This window comes from Acidimicrobiales bacterium, assembly GCA_035316325.1.
Taxonomy (GTDB): Bacteria; Actinomycetota; Acidimicrobiia; order Acidimicrobiales; family VFJN01; genus DASXTK01.
Window position 1 is genome coordinate 11,544 of sequence record DATHJB010000051.1, and the last position, 16,050, is coordinate 27,593.

The following is a 16,050-nucleotide window of genomic DNA, read 5'->3' on the forward strand; positions in this document are numbered from 1 at the left end:
ACCGGCTCGGCTCCCTCAGAGTGGACGTCAGGTACACCGATCAAACCAAGGGAGAGGATCCACCATGACCGAGATCATGCGAGACGAGAGGCCGACACTGGTCCTCGGCGGCACGGGCAAGACGGGTCGGCGGGTCGCCGATCGGCTCGCCGCACGCGGTCTCCCCGTGCGGGTGGGCTCCCGTTCGGGACAGCCGCCCTTCGACTGGGCCGACCAGTCCACCTGGACGCCGGTGCTGCAGGGCGTGCGGGCGGCCTACATCCCCTACCCCGACCTGGTCATCCCCGAGGCGACGAAGGCCACCCGGGCGTTCGCCGAGCTCGCGATCGACCAGGGCGTCACCCGGCTGGTGCTGCTGACCGGCCGAGGCGAGGACGAGGCCCAGCGGGCCGAGCGTGAGGTCCAGGACACCGGCGCCGACGTGACCGTCGTGCGCTGCTCCTGGTTCATGCAGAACTTCAGCGAGGACTACCTGCTGGACCCGATCCGGGCCGGCGAGGTGGTGCTCCCGGCCGACGAGGGCCAGCTCGACCCGTTCGTCGACGCCGACGACATCGCCGACGTCGCGGTGGCGGCGCTCGCCGAGCCCGGCCACGCCGGCCAGGTCTACGAGCTGACCGGCCCACGGTTGCTGAGCTTCCCCGAGGCCGTCGTCGAGATCGCCAAGGCGAGCGGCCGGGACATCAACTACGTGCCGGTGTCGGTGGACGACTACGCCGCCGGCGCCGCCGAGCAGGGCGTCCCCGCCGAGCTCGTCAAGTTCCTGACCTACCTGTTCAGCGACGTCCTCGGCAACAACCCCCACGTGGCCGACGGCGTGCAGCGAAGCCTGGGCCGCCCGCCGAGGGACTTCACGGACTACGCCACCCGTACCGCCGCCACCGGCACCTGGACCCAGGGAGTGGACCGATGACCGACCACGACGTCCGCTACCCGGTGGCCGAGCCGGTCCGGCCGGCCCCCCACAGCTTCGACGGTGACAGCTGGACCGGTTGGGTGCTCGGCGCCGCGCTGGTGTCGATGGCCCTCGTCGCCGGACTGAACTTCACCTTCTCGGTTGCCGTCATGCCCAACCTCGCCGGCGCCGACGACCACACCTTCGTGGCGACCATGCAGCGGTTCAACACGAACCCGGCGTTCCCGCTCACCTTCACCGCGGCGCTGGTGCTGATCCCGCTGGCCGCGGTGCTGCAGCGACGCCACAGCCCTGCCCTCGCCACGCGCTGGACCGTCGTGGGTCTCGGGCTCTACGCCGTCGTCCTCGCCGTGACCTCCGCTCTCCACCTCCCGCTCAACGCGGAGATCGACGAGGCCGGGGACCCCGACCGCATCGCCGACCTCGCCCACGTCCGCGACCAGTTCGAAGGACCGTGGGTGGCCGGCAACCACGTGCGCACCCTGCTCTGCACCGCGGCGGTCGCCGCCCTCGCCCGTGCCCTCCTCCTGCACGGACGCGGCAAAGCCGGCGCGGCGGCACGAGCGAGCACCGGGGGCCAGCACCAGCAGTGGCCGACACCGCCCTCCGGCCCTTGACACGGCAGGGTCCGCGATCGGGTCGGGGAGCCTCGACCCCGATCGCGGACCCTCCGGTCACCGGCCGTCCCGGGGGGCGCCGCTAGGGTCACGCGCCGTGGCCGTCCCGGATCGAGTGAACCGAGCCATGGCGGGCGAGTTCCTGGTGCGGCTCGGTGGGGACATGGCCCTGGCGGGCGAGTCGGTCGACCGGATCCGGGCCCGCCTCCTGGCCGTCGGGCGGGCCTTCGGGCTCGGCGACCTCGAGGTAGCGGTGTTCCCCACGATGCTGCTCATCGAGACCGGCCAGGGCGAGACCGCCCAGGTGCACCTGAGCTCGCAGACCGGGCGGTCGCTGCGCCTCGACCAGGTGGCCGAGCTCTACGAGGTGCTCAAGGACGCCGAGGCGGACCGCCTGACGCCGGCCGACGGCATCGAGCGGCTCGACGCCATCCAGGCGATGCGGGCCCGGCTGCCGTGGTCCGTGCGGGTGCTGGGTCACGGTGTGCTGAGCGCGGGGCTGGCGCTGCTGTTCCAGCCGACCGTGGAGGGCCTGGTGGCCGCCGCACTGTTGGGACTCGTGGTCGGCCTGCTGAAGCTGCCGCACCGGCCCACCCTCGAGCTGGTGTTCCCGGTGGTGTCGTCGTTCACGGTGGCGGCGATCGTGCTAGCCCTGTTCGACCGGATCGACGACCCGCTCGGCACCCTCATCCCGCCGCTCATCACCCTGCTGCCGGGCGCGGCGCTCACCACCGGCGTGGTGGAGCTGGCCGCCGGCCAGATGATCAGCGGCGCCGGCCGGCTCGTGTACGGCGGCATGCAGCTCCTGCTGCTCGCCTTCGGCATCCTGGCCGCCGCGGCCCTGCTGAACACCGAGACGAACGAGCTCGTGTACACGGCCGAGTCGGGCTTCGGCTGGTGGGGTCGGTGGCTGGGCGTGCTGGTGCTGGCGGCCGGCTACTTCCTGCACTACTCGGCACCGGCGCGGGCGCTGCCGTTCATCACCGGGGTGCTGCTGCTGGCCTATCTGGGTCAGACGGTCGGGGCCACGGTGTTCGACGCCCAGATCAGCGGGTTCTTCGGGGCTCTGGCCATGACGCCGGTGGTGCTGTGGCTCGACGCGACCAACCACGGGCCGCCGTCGCTGGTGACGTTCCTGCCCAGCTTCTGGCTACTGGTGCCCGGCGCCGGCGGGCTGCTGGGCCTCACCGAGATCGTCGGGTCCGACCAACAGGTGGGCCTGCAGACGTTCGTGTCGGCGGTGATCACCATCATGTCGATCGCCCTCGGCGTGCTCATCGGCACCGCCGCGTACCGCACGGTGGCCACCAGCGTGCAGGTGGTGTCGTCGACGGTGCCGGTCCCCCGCTGGCTCGACGTCCCGGTCCCCCGCGGCGACGTCCCCCGCCGGCGTCAGCCCTAGCCCTCGGCGACGATCCGGATCTCCCGGCCGGGGTGGTCCGGGGCGGTGAAGGCGAGCAGCTCGTCGCCCTCCTCGTGGAGGGCCTCGTGGTCATCCGGGCTGAGCGGGGCGAAGGAGGTGACGGTGAGGGTCGCCGTGTCGTCGTGCCGGGTGACCCTCCAGTCGGCGGACCACGTGCCGTCGACCAGGACCGTGCCCTGGCTCCCGCCGAGGCCGGGCGGGAGCGGCACCCGGCGACCGTCGGGGATCACCCGCGAGCGGTCGGCGTGCGACAGCAGCAGGTTGTCGTACTCGGGCAGGAAGCGGACCGGCGCGGGTGTGTCGGCGTCGGGGCGTGGGGCGTCGGGCAGGTCGAACAGCTCACGGCCGTGCTCGTCCCGCAGCTCGACGAGTCCGGGCCGCAGGCGGTCGACGACCTCGCGCAGCCGGGTGAGGCCCGACCACTGCTGCACGTCCTTCACGGTCGCCGGACCGAAGGCCCCCAGGTAGCGCAGCACGAGCTCGTCGGGCGACGGGTCGGCGTCGAGCGGGCGGCCGAGCCACCGGCGGGCCGAAGCCCACGTGGCCGGGCCGTTGGTGCCCCAGATGCCGCGCGGCGGCGCCTGCACGAGCGGCTCCAGGTAGGTGACCGCGAAGGCCAACGAGTCGGCGTCACGTTCGGGCCAGAGCGGGGCGAGGTGCCGGGTCAGTTCGGCACGGGTGTGGGGCCGCTCCGCCAGCAGCGCCCGGGCGGCGGCGCACACCTCGTCGAGGTCGACGCCGGCCAGGCTCTTCGCGAACTGCTGGCCTCTGAACGCCCGGGCCAGCACCGGCTGGATGAGCGGGCGGAACGCCAGGAAGTCGTCGGCCGTGGCGAGGTGGACGGTGGACCGCATCAGCGTGCCCCGCACGGCCCGTCGCTCGGTGATGAGCGTGGCCAGCTCGTCGGGGCGGAAGCCGACGAGCCGGGTCCACAGGCCGACGTAGGGCGACAGCGGCGCCTGCGCCTGCATGCCGCCGAGGTGGGCGATCGTCGCCTCGGCTGTCCGTCGCTCCCGGCGCAGCAGGAGCTGCCGGGACAGCGTGGCGCGGTTGAGGGCGCGGAGGGACAGCGGCGACATGGGCCGCCAAGTATGGGTCACTCCCCCACCGCCGTAGCGGCGGCGCCACGATGTGCGTGGAACTGACTGGGAAGCCCATCCAACCACCCCGCCGCCGCCCCGAGCGGCCTCGGCTGCGCCGACACGATTAACTGGTACCCGTGATCGTCGAGACAGTCGCGGGCAAGGTCGAGGGGTTGGAGCGGGACGGCGTCCTCCAGTTCCGGGGGATCCCGTACGCCTACGCCGACCGCTTCCGTCCGCCGGAGCCGGCGCTGCCGTGGGCCGGCGTGCTCGACGCCACCAGCTTCGGGCCCTCCGCCCCGCAGGAGCCGTCGGCCACCGACGCCCTCTTCGGCGTGGAGGCCCAGGAGTACGGCGAGGACTGCCTGGTGGTCAACGTGGTCACCCCGGCCGCCGACGACACCGCCCGCCCCGTGATGGTGTGGATCCACGGCGGCGGCTTCACCAACGGCAGCGGCCGCTCGCCCTACTACAACGCCACCCGCCTGGCGCTCGACGGCGACGTGGTGGTGGTCACCGTCAACTACCGGCTCGGCGCTCTCGGCTTCCTCTACCTCGACCACCTCGCCGGCGACCTCACCGGCTCGGGCGTCAACGGCATCCGCGACCAGATCGAGGCGCTGCGCTGGGTGCGCGACAACATCGCCGGCTTCGGCGGCGACCCCGGCCGGGTGACGATCTTCGGCGAGTCGGCGGGAGCCATGAGCGTCGGCACGTTGCTGGCGGCTCCCGAGGCGGCCGGGCTGTTCCACGCCGCGGCCCTCCAGTCGGGCGCGGGCGAGAACGTGCTGGCGCCCGAGACCGCGATGCGCGTCACCGAGCAGGTGCTGGCCCACCTCGAGCTCACCCCGGCCGACGTCGAACAGCTGCTCGACCTGCCGGTCCACGAGATCCTCACCGCCCAGTCGACCGCCATGGCGGCGGCCCTCACCAGCCGGCCCGACCCGCGGCGCCCCAGCTCCGGCTACCTGCAGCTCCCGTTCGCGCCGGTGGTCGACGGCGGGCTGCTCACCCGGCCACCGCTCGACGCCGTCCGCGCCGGCAGCGCCGCCGGCATCCCGCTGGTGGTCGGCACCACGGCCGACGAGTGGAACCTCTTCGCCATCCAGGACAGCCTCGGCGACATCGGGCCCGAGCGGCTGCGGCGCCGGCTGGTCCGGATGCTGGGCGACGATCGCGCCGACGTGGCCGTCGAGCTGTACCGGGCGGCCCGCCCGACGGCGCACAGCAGCAAGCTGTGGTGCGCCATGCTCACCGACCGGGTGTTCCGCATGCCCGCGGTCCGCCTGGCCGACGCGCAGCTGGCGCACACGCCGGACGTGTCGATGTACCGCTTCGACTACCGCTCCACGGCCTTCGGCGGGGTGGCCGGCGCCTGCCACGCCATCGAGATCCCGTTCGTGTTCGACACCGTGGAGCACCAGGGCGTGCAGACGCTGCTCGGCGGCATCGACGACGGGACCCGCCGCCTGGCCCGCCGCTGCTCGGCCGCGTGGGCGACGTTCGCCCGCACCGGTCGCCGCCCCGCCCACGACGACCTCGACTGGCCCGCCTACGACCTGTCGCGACGCGCCACCTGCGTGCTCGACCGCGAACCCACCGTCCTCGACGACCCGGAAGGCGACGTCCGAGCGTTCTGGAACTCCGAAGGAGCCCTGCCGTGACCAAGCTCAAGCCCCACAGGCCCCCCACGTTCTCGTCGGTCGACGAGGAGCGGACGCACATCAAGCAGCGGATGGCGGCGGCGTTCCGGCTGTTCGACCGGTTCGGCTTCAGCGAGGGCGTGGCCGGCCACCTCACCGCCCGCGACCCCGCCGATCCCGACCTGTTCTGGGTGAACCCGTTCGGCCTCTCGTTCGGGCTGATCTCGGTGTCGGACCTGATCCTCGTCAACCACGAAGGCAAGGTCGTGGAGGGCGACTGGCCGGTGAACCAGGCCGCGTTCGCCATCCACAGCCAGGTCCACCAGGCCCGGCCCGACGTGAAGGCCGCGGCCCACACCCACTCCACCTACGGGCGGACCTGGTCGACGCTGGGTCGCCTGCTCGACCCGCTGACCCAGGACGCCTGCGCCTTCTACGAGGACCACTCCCTGTTCGACGACTTCACCGGCGTCGTGCTCGACGTGGAGGAGGGCAAGCGCATCGCCCACGCCCTCGCCGACAACAAGGCGTGCATCCTGCGCAACCACGGGCTGCTCACCGCGGGCACCACGGTCGACGAGGCCGCCTGGTGGTTCATCACCATGGAGCGCACCTGCCAGGTGCAGCTGATGGCCGAGGCGGCCGGGACGCCGGTGCCGATCGACCCCGAGAACGCCGCGCTCACCGCTTCGCAGGTGGGGCAGCCGGTGGCCGGGTGGTACAGCTTCCAGCCGCTGTACGACAAGATCGTCGCCGACCAGCCGGACCTCCTCGACTAGGGCGTGTCCTGTGAGTCCGGTGTGCGGATCTCCGAGTCAGGGGCGTCGCTCGGCGTGCCATCCCGACGCAGGAACCCACCAGGGTTTCAATGTCGGCATGGTGCGGCGAGCGACGTCATCTGGCCGGAGAGGCGTGCGCCATGACTTGCAGGACACGCCCTACGCGTGGCTCCCCCGGGACCGGGTAGTGCGGTGGACGTGACGCCGATCGGGATCGCGCTGCGGCGCCGGCGCGACGAGGTGCTGCAGCAGCTGCTGGAGGCCCAGAACGCCGGCGACGTGACGGCCGCGCTCGACTGCTTCACCCACCCGCGCTACGAGCTGATCGGCAACTCCCGGGTCTACGACGGCGACGACGACGTCCGGCGCTACTACGAGATGACCCGCCACTACTTCCCCGACCTGCACTTCGAGGTGATCGAGGTGCACCACGCGGCCGACGCGGTGGTCGCCGAGCTGTGGATGTCGGGCACGCACCTGGGATCGGGCCCGGACTTCGAGGCGAGCGGCAAGCGCTTCCGCTGCCGCACGGCGGTGATCTTCACCTTCGCCGACGACCTCGTAACCTGCGCCCGGGTGTACTACGACACGGGGACGATCGCCCGCCAACTGGCCTGAACTGGGGGACCTCATGCAGTACGACATCGCCGGTCGCACCGTCACGATGCCGGTGGAGGTGCGCGACGCCTGCGCCGGCACCGCCATGTTCGACGTGGACGCCGGGGCGGCCGCCGCGCTGCTGCCCCCGGGCGATGCGTTCACGGTCGTCGAGTCGTCGCCGGGGCGGGCCCAGCTGGTGCTGGCCACCATCGACTACCGCGACAACGACCTGGGCGACTACCTCGAGGTGGGCATCACGATGTTCGTCACGCCCCGTTCGGGCTCGGGCTCGGGGTCGGCTGACAGGGAACCAGGTACGTTCATCACCCGGCTGCCGGTGAACCAGGAGTTCACCTGCGTGGCAGGCCGCACGATCTGGGGCTTCCCCAAGACCGTGGAGGACATCACCGTGGTCCACAAGGAGGACTCGGCGGTGACGACCCTGCGGATCGACGGCGAGCTGGTGCTGCGGTTGACGCTCCCCCGGGGCGGTGCCGACGTGATGCCCCAGATGCCGATGACCACCTACACCTACATCGACGGCGTCCCCCACGCCACGCCGTTCAGCCAGGGCGGCGCCGGCTCCCAGGTGCTGGTCGGCGGCACGGGCGTCGAGCTGGAGCTGGGCACCCATCCGGTCGCCGACGAGCTCGCCGCCCTCGGCCTCCCCACCCAGACCCCCGTCATGTCCACCTGGACGGAGCACATGCGCGGCACCTTCGGCACCCCCGTCCCGCTCTGACGGAGCGAAATTGCGTGGCTGGCGGTCGCCATAGGGCCGCCACGCACGCAATTTCGATCAGGGGGCGACCTCGGCGAGGGGGGCGTAGCCGGTGAGGAAGGCGGCGATGTCGTCGGCGGGGTCGGTGGCGGTGGAGGTGCAGTCGGAGGGGTCGGTGACGGGGTTGCGGCTGCCGACGTCGGTGGCGGTGGGGACCTCCACCACGCCGCGCACCTCGCCCGTGGCGCAGCTGGGGACGTTGAGGTTGGCGACGGCGTCGGCCTCGACCTCGCCCGCCAACAGGGCGTCGCGGTGCTCCTCCACCCAGTCGATCGCCAGCTCGACCCCCGTCGGGTAGTCGATCGGGTCGGCCAGGCCCTGGCTCACGGCCAGCGCCGGGATTCCCTCGCTCACCGCCTTGCGGGCGGCACCGACGGTCCCCGACAGCTCGACGATCGGCCCCATGTTCTGCCCGGCGTTGATGCCCGACACCACCACGTGGGGCGGCTCGTCGAGCACCTCCGCCAGGGCGTACACCACGCTGTCGGCCGGGAAGCCGTCCACGGCCACGGCCGGGGCGCCGCCGATCAGCTCGGCGTCGGTGGCGGTGAGGGGCGTCGGCGTGGTCTGACCGCCGGTGCCGCTCTGGTCCTCGAGCGGGGCGACCACGGTGACCTCCACGTCGTCCAGCTCCAGGAGGGCGTCGACCAGCAGCGAGATGCCCTCGCCCCCGACACCGTCGTCGTTGGTCACGAGGATCCGCAGCGGCTCCACGGCCGCGGCGGTGGGCGTGGGGGTCGATGTGGGCTCGGCGCTGTCGTCGTCGTCACCACCACAGGCGACGAAGGTGAGGAAGGTGAGGACGAGGAGAAGCGGTGCCCAGGGCCGTCGTGCGATCACGGGCGGCACCCTAGAACAGGTTGCAGTCAGGCGACCTGTTCGTCGTAGGCGGCCCGGGCGCGGGCGATCTCGCCGGGGTGCCGCCGGCTCCAGGTCACCAGCGGGCCGACGGCGTCGAGCAGCGCGGCCCCCAGCGGGGTCAGCTCGTAGTCGACCCTCGGGGGGACCACCGGGTGGACCGTGCGGTGCACGAGGCCGTCGCGCTCCAGCCGGCGGAGCGTGAGGGTGAGCATCCGCTGGCTGATGTCGTCGATGGCGCGCCGTAGCTCGGTGAAGCGGTGGGTCCGCTCCCCCAGCAGCTCGACGACCAGCAGCGACCACTTGTCGGCCAGCCGGTCGAGCAGGTCGCGCAGCTCGCAGGCCTGGGTCTCCTCCACCTTCGTGGACGGGCAGTCGGTTCCCTCGCTGTGCCCTGGTGACATCGGAGTACCTTCTTCCATCGCCCATCAGCATGGCGCAGGATGAGCCGCATGACAGCTCCGGCGATCGGCGTCTTCCTCCCGACGATGAGCCCGCAGAACGAACCGCTGCTCGACGTCGTCGCTGCGGCCCGGCAGGCCGAGGACCTCGGCTTCGAGTCGGTGTGGGTCGTCGACCAGCTCGTCGGCGGCACCGGCGTGCCGTTCCTCGACAGCACGGTGGCTCTGGCCGCGGCGGCCGGGGCGACCGAGCGCATCCGGATCGCCTACGGCGTGATGATCCTGCCGTTGCGACCGGTGGTGTGGGCCGCCAAGCAGGTCGGCTCGCTGCAGCACGTGTCGGGCGGCCGGGTGCTGTTCGGGGTCGGCGTCGGCGGCGACCGCCACGACCTCTCGTGGCTCGCGGCCGGTGTGCCCCGCCGCGAACGGGGCCGGCGCACCGACGCCGCCCTCGAGGTGCTGCCCGACCTGATCGCCGGCAAGGCGGTCGACCTCGACGGCACCACCGTGCAGCTCTCCCCCGCCGTCGCCGTGCCGCCGATCCTCGTGGGCGGCATGGCCGACGCGGCGCTGGCCCGGGCGGCCCGCCACGACGGCTGGTTCGCCCTCCCCCTGCCGCCGCCGCAGCTCGTCCCGCTGGTCGATCGGCTCGGGGAGCTGGCGGCGGACATCGGTCGCCCGCGGCCGTCGATCACCGGCAGCGTCATGGTGGCGATCGACGGCGACCCGACGGTCCCCGACGCCGCCGGCCTCGTCCGCCTGCTCGGCGATCCCGACGGGGTCTACGGCATGCCCGCCGAGGCGGTGCCCGACATGATCGTGACCGCGGGCCCGGAGGTGGTCGCGGAGCGCATCGCGGCGCTGCAGGCGCTGGGCGCCGAGCGGGTGGTGGTCACCCTCGCCGCCGGCACCTGGTCGCGCCAGGCCGAGCTGCTGGCCGAGGCCGTCGCTCTGGTCGGCTAACCGACCGAAATTGCGTGGCTGGTGGTCGCTCTAGGGCCGCCAGCCACGCAATTTCGATCAGGACGACCGTCAGAAGTAGCTCTCGCGCAGGTCGGTCCCGCCGTCGCCGTTGCCGTCGGGCACCACCGAGAGCACCTGGTAGATCTGGTTGCGGCCGGCGGTGAAGTTGACCGCCGAGCCCGCCATGTAGAGCCGCCACACCCGGGCCCGGCCGACACCGACCTCGGCCACCGCGTCGTCCCAGCGGCTCTCCAGGTTGGCCACCCACTGGCGCAGCGTCATCGCGTAGTGCTCCCGTAGCGATTCGACGTGGCGCACCTCGAACCCGGCCTCCTGGATGTACGACACCACGCGCCCCACCTCGTGCAGCTCGCCGTCGGGGAACACGTAGCGGTTGACGAAGCTGCGGGGCGCCAGGCGGGCCCTTCCGCCGGGACTCCGGGAGATGCCGTGGTTGAGGAACCGGCCGCCGGGCCGGACCAGCTGCCGGAGCCGGCCGAAGTACTCGGCGATCCGGGCTTCGCCGACGTGCTCGAACATGCCGATCGAGCTGACCGCGTCGTACGGGCCGTCGTCGACCTCGCGGTAGTCCTGCAGGCGGATCTCCACCCGGTCGGACAGGCCGGCGTCGCTCACCCGCTTCTTCGCCATCTCGTACTGGCGCTGGGAGATGGTCACCCCGACCGCGTGGACGCCGTGGTGCTCGGCCGCGTGCATCACCAGGCTCCCCCAGCCGCAGCCGACGTCGAGCAGCCGGTCGCCGGGCGACAGGTGGAGCTTGCGGCACACCAGCTCGTGCTTGGCGGCCTGGGCCTGCTCCAGCGTGGACCTGGGCGTCTCGAACACCGCGCACGAGTAGGTGAGGCTCGGCCCGAGGACCATCTCGTAGAAGGCGTTGGAGACGTCGTAGTGGTAGCTGACCGCGGCCCGGTCGCGGGCGAGCGAGTGCCGGCGGCCGTGCAGCCGCACCTCCTCGAGCGGAGGCGGGACGGGCCGGACCCCCTTCAACCCGCCGAGCTCCTTCACGATCCCGCGCATCACGCTGGCGGACAGGCGGAAGCTCGGCATCCGCTCGCGCAGGTCGAGCAGGGCGAAGATGTCGCCCTCGACGTCGAGGTCGCCGGCGACGTAGGCCCGGGACATGCCCAGCTCACCCGGCGACGTGACGATGCGGCGCAGTGCGTCCGGTGTGCGGATCACCAGCGTCGCCAGTGGGTTCGGCGGCCCGGCGGTGCTGCCGTCGTAGGCGGTGACGCCCACGGGGAGATCCTCCCCAAGCACCTCCTCGACCAGCGTTGCCAGCGTCATGATGCGACCCCCTTTTGGGACGTGCCACGGTCTGCGTCCGCTCCTGGGGAAAATCTTCTCGCGTCGCGACGCGAATTCCTCGCAACTTCGGGATGTATTTCGGGAGATCAGGCCTTGTAGAAGGGGGTAGGGACGATGGTGGCGGGGATGGGGGTGCCGCGGACGTCGATCGCCACGGGCGTCCCCTCGGTCACTCCCGGTGGCATGAAACCGAGAGCGATGCCCCGTTCGAGGGTCGGGGAGAAGTTCCCGCTGGTCAGCTCGCCGACGACCTCGCCGTCGAGGATGACCTTGCACTCGGCCCGGGGCGGGCGGCGGCCCTCCACCTCGAAGCCCCGGAGGCGGCGGGTGACGCCACGCTCCTTCTCGGCGGCCAGGGCGGCGCGGCCCCGGAAGTCGCCTTTGTCCCAGGCGACGACCCAGCCCAGGCCGGCCTGCAGCGGGGTGATCCCCGGGCCCAGCTCGTGGCCGTGCAGCGGCAGGGCGGCCTCCAGTCGCAGGGTGTCGCGGGCGCCGAGGCCGGCCGGTCGGATGCCGGCGGAGAGGACCCGCTCCCACACCGCCGGGGCGACGTCGGCCGGCACCGCCAGCTCCACGCCGTCCTCACCGGTGTAGCCGGTGCCGGCGACCACCCACGTGGCGCCGTCGACCCTCATCTCCTCGACCCGGAAGCGCCCGACCCCCGCCGCCGACGGGTAGACCGTCGCCAGCCTCGCCCGGGCGGCCGGCCCCTGCACGGCGATGATCGCCCGGGTGGGCGTCACGTCCTTGCCACCGATGGCGTCGATCACCCGGCTGGTGTTCGAGGCGTTGGGCATCACGTCGAAGCGGTCGTCGTTGACCCACCACACGATGATGTCGTCGAGGACCGAGGCGTCGGCCTCGTCGAGCAGGTGGGTGTACTGGGCCCGGCCGGGGGCGATCTTCTGCAGGTCGTTGGTCAGCGCCGACTGCAGCAGGTCGAACGCCTTGGGCCCGTCGATCCGCACGGTGCCGAGGTGGCTGACGTCGAACGCCACCGCACCCGTGCGGCAGGCCCGGTGCTCCGCCAGCGTCCCGGACGGATACTGCAGCGGCATGTCCCACCCACCGAACGGGACGAGCTTCGCTCCCAGCTCCCGGTGGGCGGCATCGAGTGGCGAGTGATGCAGGGTGGTCACGGCATCGAAGCTACTTGCCCCGGCGCAGCCCGAGACCCCTTGGCCCGCCGGCGGGGTGGTCGGCGGGGCCGACGCGCCGCCGCGTGGCTCAGGAGTTGGCGGCGCGGGCTACGCGTCCTGGCTTCTCGGTCTCGGGAAAGAGGTCGACGATCGCGCTGTCGACCTCCTTCGTGACGTCGTCGAGGTCGAGGAAGTTGAGGACGCCCTGGCCCTTGTACTTGCTCATGACGTCGATGAGCTCTTCGTTCTCGCGCACCAGGACGGCCGAGTTGCCCGACAGGACGAGCCTCGCCGACGTGAGGTCCTCACCCAGCTGGTCGCGCACGTACTCGAAGGCCTGCCGGATGTTCTCGAGCTTGGTGCCGTTGTCGAGGAACGTCTTGATGAGCTTCAGCTCGATCAGGTCGCGGTAGCTGTAGCGACGCCTGCTGCCGCTGCCGTGGGCGTCGGCCAGGCTCGGCCGGATCAGATCGGTGCGCGCCCAGTAGTCGAGCTGCCGGTACGAGATCCCCACGATCTCCGCCGCCCGCTTGCCGCTGTAACTGTCGACCGGTGTGCCCGAGGTGTCCTTCACAATCGACGCTCCCTGCCTGTGACTGGTGACACGGACGGAATTACGTCGATGTCACTCACCGAGGCTAGGTCGCCCCGCTGCGAAGGTCAACGCAGGGACCTACTGGGCGAAGTCCTCGGGGTTGACGTGGTCGATGAAGGTGCGGAACTCCTCGACCATCTGCTCGGCCTCCTCGGAGTCGGGCTGCTCGGTGCGACCCGCCTCGTCGAGCACCTCCTCCTCCGCGAAGATCGGTGACCCGATCCGGATGGCGAGGGCGATCGCGTCGGACGGACGGCTCGAGACCGCCCGCACCTGACCGTCGGCGCGCAGCAGGATGTCGGCGTAGAACGTGCCCTCCCGCAGCTCGGTGACGACGATCCGCTCGACCTGCGCGCCCAGCTCGTCGAGCAGGGAGCGCATCAGGTCGTGGGTCATCGGACGAGGGGTCTCGATCCGCTGCATCGCCAGGGCGATCGCCTGGGCCTCAGGGGTGCCGATGAAGATCGGGAGCAACCGCCGCCGCCCCGAACGCTCGCGAAGGATGACCACCGGCGTTCGTGCCGGCAGCTCTGGTGCCTCGACGCTCACCAGTTCCATCTCGACGGCCATCGGAAATCACCCTACTCGCCGAGGTCTGCTTTTCGTCCGCCATCCGACTCAGTCAGGAGCTGCGCGGACAGGTCACGTTTCCTTGTCTCGGCGCTTCGCCGCCGAGGGGTCAAACCATGCGGCGGACTTCCCGCTCTTGGCGCCTGCGGCGCCGGGCCGCTCGGGCCACGCCTCGCCATCGCTCGGCTCTTCACGGTCCGCCGATGTGGTCCCGCAGCTCGCGGCGCAGGAGCACCCCTCGCATCACCTCGCCGAGGCGGATCAGCTCGGTGACGGTGCGCGTGGCACGGGTCCGGGCCTCGGGGTTCCGCTGCTTGAGGAGCGGCGAGACGATCTGCTCGAACAGCCCCGCCTCCCGGTCGACCGCCACCTTGTAGCTGCGCATGTGGCGGGCTTCGATGCCGTGCTGGAGGAACCCGGCGGCGGTCCGGGAGATGATGAGGGCGTCGCCGTCGTAGTGGCTGGGGCCCTCGCTGTCGCGGGCCTCGATCAGGCCGAAGCGCTCCAGGTCGCGGATGTCGCGGACGGTCAGGCCACTGGCTTCGGCCAACTCCTCGAGGGTGAGGTTGACGGCGTCGGCACCGGCGTCGAAGCCCACGCCGGCGAGCGGACGGTTGTCGGGACCGGTGCCGTCGGCGCGGGGCGGCGGCTCGGCCCGGGGCGACGACGGGGCGGCGTTGCGGTCGCCGGGACGTTGGCCCTGGCGCGCCCGTGTCGAGGCCCCGGCCCGGGGGGCGTTGGCGGACGGCTGTGGGGCACGGCGGACCGGGGCCCGCCCGCCCGGTTGGCGGGCAGCGGGCGCGGGTGCCGGAGCGGGCGACGCGGCACGTGGGGAAGCCGGGGCGGCGTTGCGGGCCCGGGCGGCCGGAGGACGGGCACGAGGTTCGGTGGCAGCGGCGTCGGAGCGCGCCGAAGGAGCCGGGGCCGGCGCGCTGGCCGACCGTGACCCGGACCCCGAGCCGCCGGAGGACGGAGGAGGCGACGAGGGTGACGAGGGCGACGGGGCCACCCGCACCGCCCGCTCGGTGACGGCGACCCGACCCGAACCCGACCCGGCGCCGTCCGCGCTGGAGAACAGCGTGGCGGCCCCGTTCGACTCGGCGGCCTTCCCCTTGCCGTCCTTGGCCCCGGCCGCCTCGGTCGCCTCGGCAGACGCCGCGGCCGCGGCGTCTGCACCGTCGGCCCCCAGGCCCATCTCGGCCATGTCGGCGGGTGGGATGCCGCCGGCCTCGTCGAGCCGGTCCTTGATCACCTTGAGCGGGAGGTAGTGGTCCTTCTGCAGCCGCAGGATCCAGCGCAGGCGCTCGATGTCGTACTCGTAGAACTTGCGGTAGCCCGACGGCGTGCGCTCCGGGTCGAGCAGCCCCTGGCTCTCGAGGAAGCGGATCTTCGAGATCGTGACGTCGGGGAACTCGTCCTGCAGGAGCGAGAGCACCTCGCCGATCGAGAGATGGGCCCGGCCGATCGACGGCCGGTTCACCCCGCTCCCCTCCCGGTGAGGAACACCAGCTTGAACGTGCCGATCTGCAGCTCGTCGCCGTTCTCCAGCGGCGAGGAGTCGACCCGCTCGCGGTTGACGTAGGTGCCGTTCAGCGACCCGGCGTCGTAGACGACGTACTGGCCGCCCTCGCGGCGGATCTCCACGTGGCGACGCGAGACGGTGATGTCGTCGAGGAAGATGTCGCTCTCGGGATGGCGGCCGGCCTGGACGACGTCCTTGTCGAGGGCGAACCGCGATCCGACGTTCGGGCCCCGCTTGACCACGAGGAAGCCCACGCCTGCCGGGACCTCACCCAGCTCGAGCGCCAGCTCCTCGTCACCCTCGATCTCCGGAGCGAAGACGATGGTGGATGTCGTGCGGTCGGCACCCGACGGCGGAAGCAGCGCCGCCCCACACGACGAGCAGAAGTTCGAGCCTGGCGGGTTCCGGTGGCCACACTGGTTGCAGAAAAGATCCTCGGCCACGAATCACCCCTCGATCAGCGCACGATAGCCCTCGGCATCGACGAGCTCCCCCACTTGATCCGGGTTGTCGAGCTCGATCACGAAGATCCAGCCCTCCCCATATGGATCCTCGTTCAGCCGATCGGGATTGTCCGACAGGTCCCCGTTGACCTCGACCACCGTGCCCGACACCGGCGCATAGATCTCGGACACCGACTTGGTGGACTCCACCTCGCTGCAGGATTGCCCCTTGTCGACGTGGCTGCCGACCTCGGGGAGATCGACGAACACCACGTCGCCCAGGGCGTCCTGCGCGTAGTCGGTGATTCCCACACGTACCCGTCCGTCTTCGGTGCGCGCCCACTCGTGATCGGTCGAGTACCGGAGATCGTCGGGGATGTCCATGGGTG

Annotated in this window: 18 protein-coding genes; 8 read left to right on the plus strand and 10 right to left on the minus strand. The window is 72.0% G+C overall.

The features are described 5' to 3' along the window. The first annotated feature begins 64 nt into the window (after window positions 1–64). The 3 genes from VK611_07195 (at window position 65) to VK611_07205 (ending at window position 2,935) form a co-directional block, all read left to right on the plus strand. Window positions 65–913 (plus strand): NmrA family NAD(P)-binding protein, encoded by an 849-nt coding sequence (locus tag VK611_07195; protein HMG41099.1) that lies wholly within the window; start codon window positions 65–67, stop codon window positions 911–913. Further along, complete coding sequence (locus VK611_07200; protein ID HMG41100.1) at window positions 910–1,533, plus strand: DUF1772 domain-containing protein; 624 nt, start codon at window positions 910–912, stop codon at window positions 1,531–1,533. Before VK611_07195 ends, VK611_07200 begins: the two co-directional genes overlap by 4 nt. Window positions 1,534–1,660: 127 nt before the next feature. Then, complete coding sequence (locus tag VK611_07205) at window positions 1,661–2,935, plus strand: threonine/serine exporter family protein (protein HMG41101.1); 1,275 nt, start codon at window positions 1,661–1,663, stop codon at window positions 2,933–2,935. Here the strand turns inward: VK611_07205 and VK611_07210 are convergent. After that, window positions 2,932–4,035 carry a winged helix DNA-binding domain-containing protein gene (locus tag VK611_07210; GenBank protein ID HMG41102.1) on the minus strand — a complete coding sequence of 368 codons (1,104 nt, stop codon included), beginning with the start codon at window positions 4,033–4,035 and terminating at the stop codon, window positions 2,932–2,934. The two genes, VK611_07205 and VK611_07210, sit on opposite strands and share 4 nt — an antisense overlap. 140 nt (window positions 4,036–4,175) lie before the next feature. Here VK611_07210 and VK611_07215 point away from each other — a divergent pair, with 140 nt between their 5' ends. The 4 genes from VK611_07215 (at window position 4,176) to VK611_07230 (ending at window position 7,802) form a co-directional block, all read left to right on the plus strand. Further along, complete coding sequence (locus VK611_07215) at window positions 4,176–5,702, plus strand: carboxylesterase/lipase family protein (protein HMG41103.1); 1,527 nt, start codon at window positions 4,176–4,178, stop codon at window positions 5,700–5,702. Then, complete coding sequence (locus VK611_07220; protein HMG41104.1) at window positions 5,699–6,460, plus strand: class II aldolase/adducin family protein; 762 nt, start codon at window positions 5,699–5,701, stop codon at window positions 6,458–6,460. Before VK611_07215 ends, VK611_07220 begins: the two co-directional genes overlap by 4 nt. 198 nt (window positions 6,461–6,658) lie before the next feature. Further along, window positions 6,659–7,078 (plus strand): ester cyclase, encoded by a 420-nt coding sequence (locus VK611_07225; protein ID HMG41105.1) that lies wholly within the window; start codon window positions 6,659–6,661, stop codon window positions 7,076–7,078. Between the two features lie 13 nt (window positions 7,079–7,091). Further along, the gene (locus VK611_07230) at window positions 7,092–7,802 is read left to right on the plus strand and encodes an acetoacetate decarboxylase family protein (protein ID HMG41106.1); all 711 of its coding nucleotides are present in this window, start codon (window positions 7,092–7,094) and stop codon (window positions 7,800–7,802) included. A 57-nt stretch (window positions 7,803–7,859) separates the two neighbouring features. Here VK611_07230 and VK611_07235 read toward each other — a convergent pair whose 3' ends face one another. Both VK611_07235 and VK611_07240 read right to left on the minus strand, forming a co-directional pair. Then, on the minus strand, window positions 7,860–8,681 hold the full coding sequence (locus VK611_07235) for a 5'/3'-nucleotidase SurE (protein HMG41107.1): 822 nt from the start codon (window positions 8,679–8,681) through the stop codon (window positions 7,860–7,862). Window positions 8,682–8,707: 26 nt separating this feature from the next. Next, window positions 8,708–9,103 carry a helix-turn-helix domain-containing protein gene (locus tag VK611_07240; protein HMG41108.1) on the minus strand — a complete coding sequence of 132 codons (396 nt, stop codon included), beginning with the start codon at window positions 9,101–9,103 and terminating at the stop codon, window positions 8,708–8,710. A 48-nt stretch (window positions 9,104–9,151) separates the two neighbouring features. Between VK611_07240 and VK611_07245 the strand changes: the two genes are divergently transcribed. Then, the gene (locus VK611_07245; protein ID HMG41109.1) at window positions 9,152–10,063 is read left to right on the plus strand and encodes an LLM class flavin-dependent oxidoreductase; all 912 of its coding nucleotides are present in this window, start codon (window positions 9,152–9,154) and stop codon (window positions 10,061–10,063) included. A 69-nt stretch (window positions 10,064–10,132) separates the two neighbouring features. On the opposite strand, the gene VK611_07250 is transcribed toward VK611_07245, so the two are convergent. From VK611_07250 to gcvH, 7 genes are all read right to left on the minus strand, one after another. Next, the gene (locus tag VK611_07250; protein ID HMG41110.1) at window positions 10,133–11,371 is read right to left on the minus strand and encodes a class I SAM-dependent methyltransferase; all 1,239 of its coding nucleotides are present in this window, start codon (window positions 11,369–11,371) and stop codon (window positions 10,133–10,135) included. A gap of 107 nt (window positions 11,372–11,478) precedes the next feature. Beyond that, window positions 11,479–12,531 (minus strand): glycine cleavage system aminomethyltransferase GcvT, encoded by a 1,053-nt coding sequence (gene gcvT / locus VK611_07255; protein HMG41111.1) that lies wholly within the window; start codon window positions 12,529–12,531, stop codon window positions 11,479–11,481. Window positions 12,532–12,619: 88 nt separating this feature from the next. Continuing rightward, window positions 12,620–13,105, minus strand: coding sequence for a MerR family transcriptional regulator (locus VK611_07260; GenBank protein ID HMG41112.1), 486 nt, complete (start codon window positions 13,103–13,105; stop codon window positions 12,620–12,622). Window positions 13,106–13,204: 99 nt separating this feature from the next. Continuing rightward, window positions 13,205–13,696, minus strand: a complete 492-nt coding sequence (locus tag VK611_07265) for a bifunctional nuclease family protein (GenBank protein HMG41113.1) — start codon at window positions 13,694–13,696, stop codon at window positions 13,205–13,207. A gap of 190 nt (window positions 13,697–13,886) precedes the next feature. Next, the gene (locus tag VK611_07270) at window positions 13,887–15,176 is read right to left on the minus strand and encodes a MerR family transcriptional regulator (protein HMG41114.1); all 1,290 of its coding nucleotides are present in this window, start codon (window positions 15,174–15,176) and stop codon (window positions 13,887–13,889) included. Continuing rightward, the gene (locus tag VK611_07275; GenBank protein HMG41115.1) at window positions 15,173–15,661 is read right to left on the minus strand and encodes an FHA domain-containing protein; all 489 of its coding nucleotides are present in this window, start codon (window positions 15,659–15,661) and stop codon (window positions 15,173–15,175) included. The genes VK611_07270 and VK611_07275 overlap by 4 nt, the downstream gene beginning before the upstream one ends. Window positions 15,662–15,664: 3 nt before the next feature. Further along, on the minus strand, window positions 15,665–16,045 hold the full coding sequence (gcvH, locus tag VK611_07280; protein HMG41116.1) for a glycine cleavage system protein GcvH: 381 nt from the start codon (window positions 16,043–16,045) through the stop codon (window positions 15,665–15,667). Window positions 16,046–16,050: the final 5 nt, after the last annotated feature.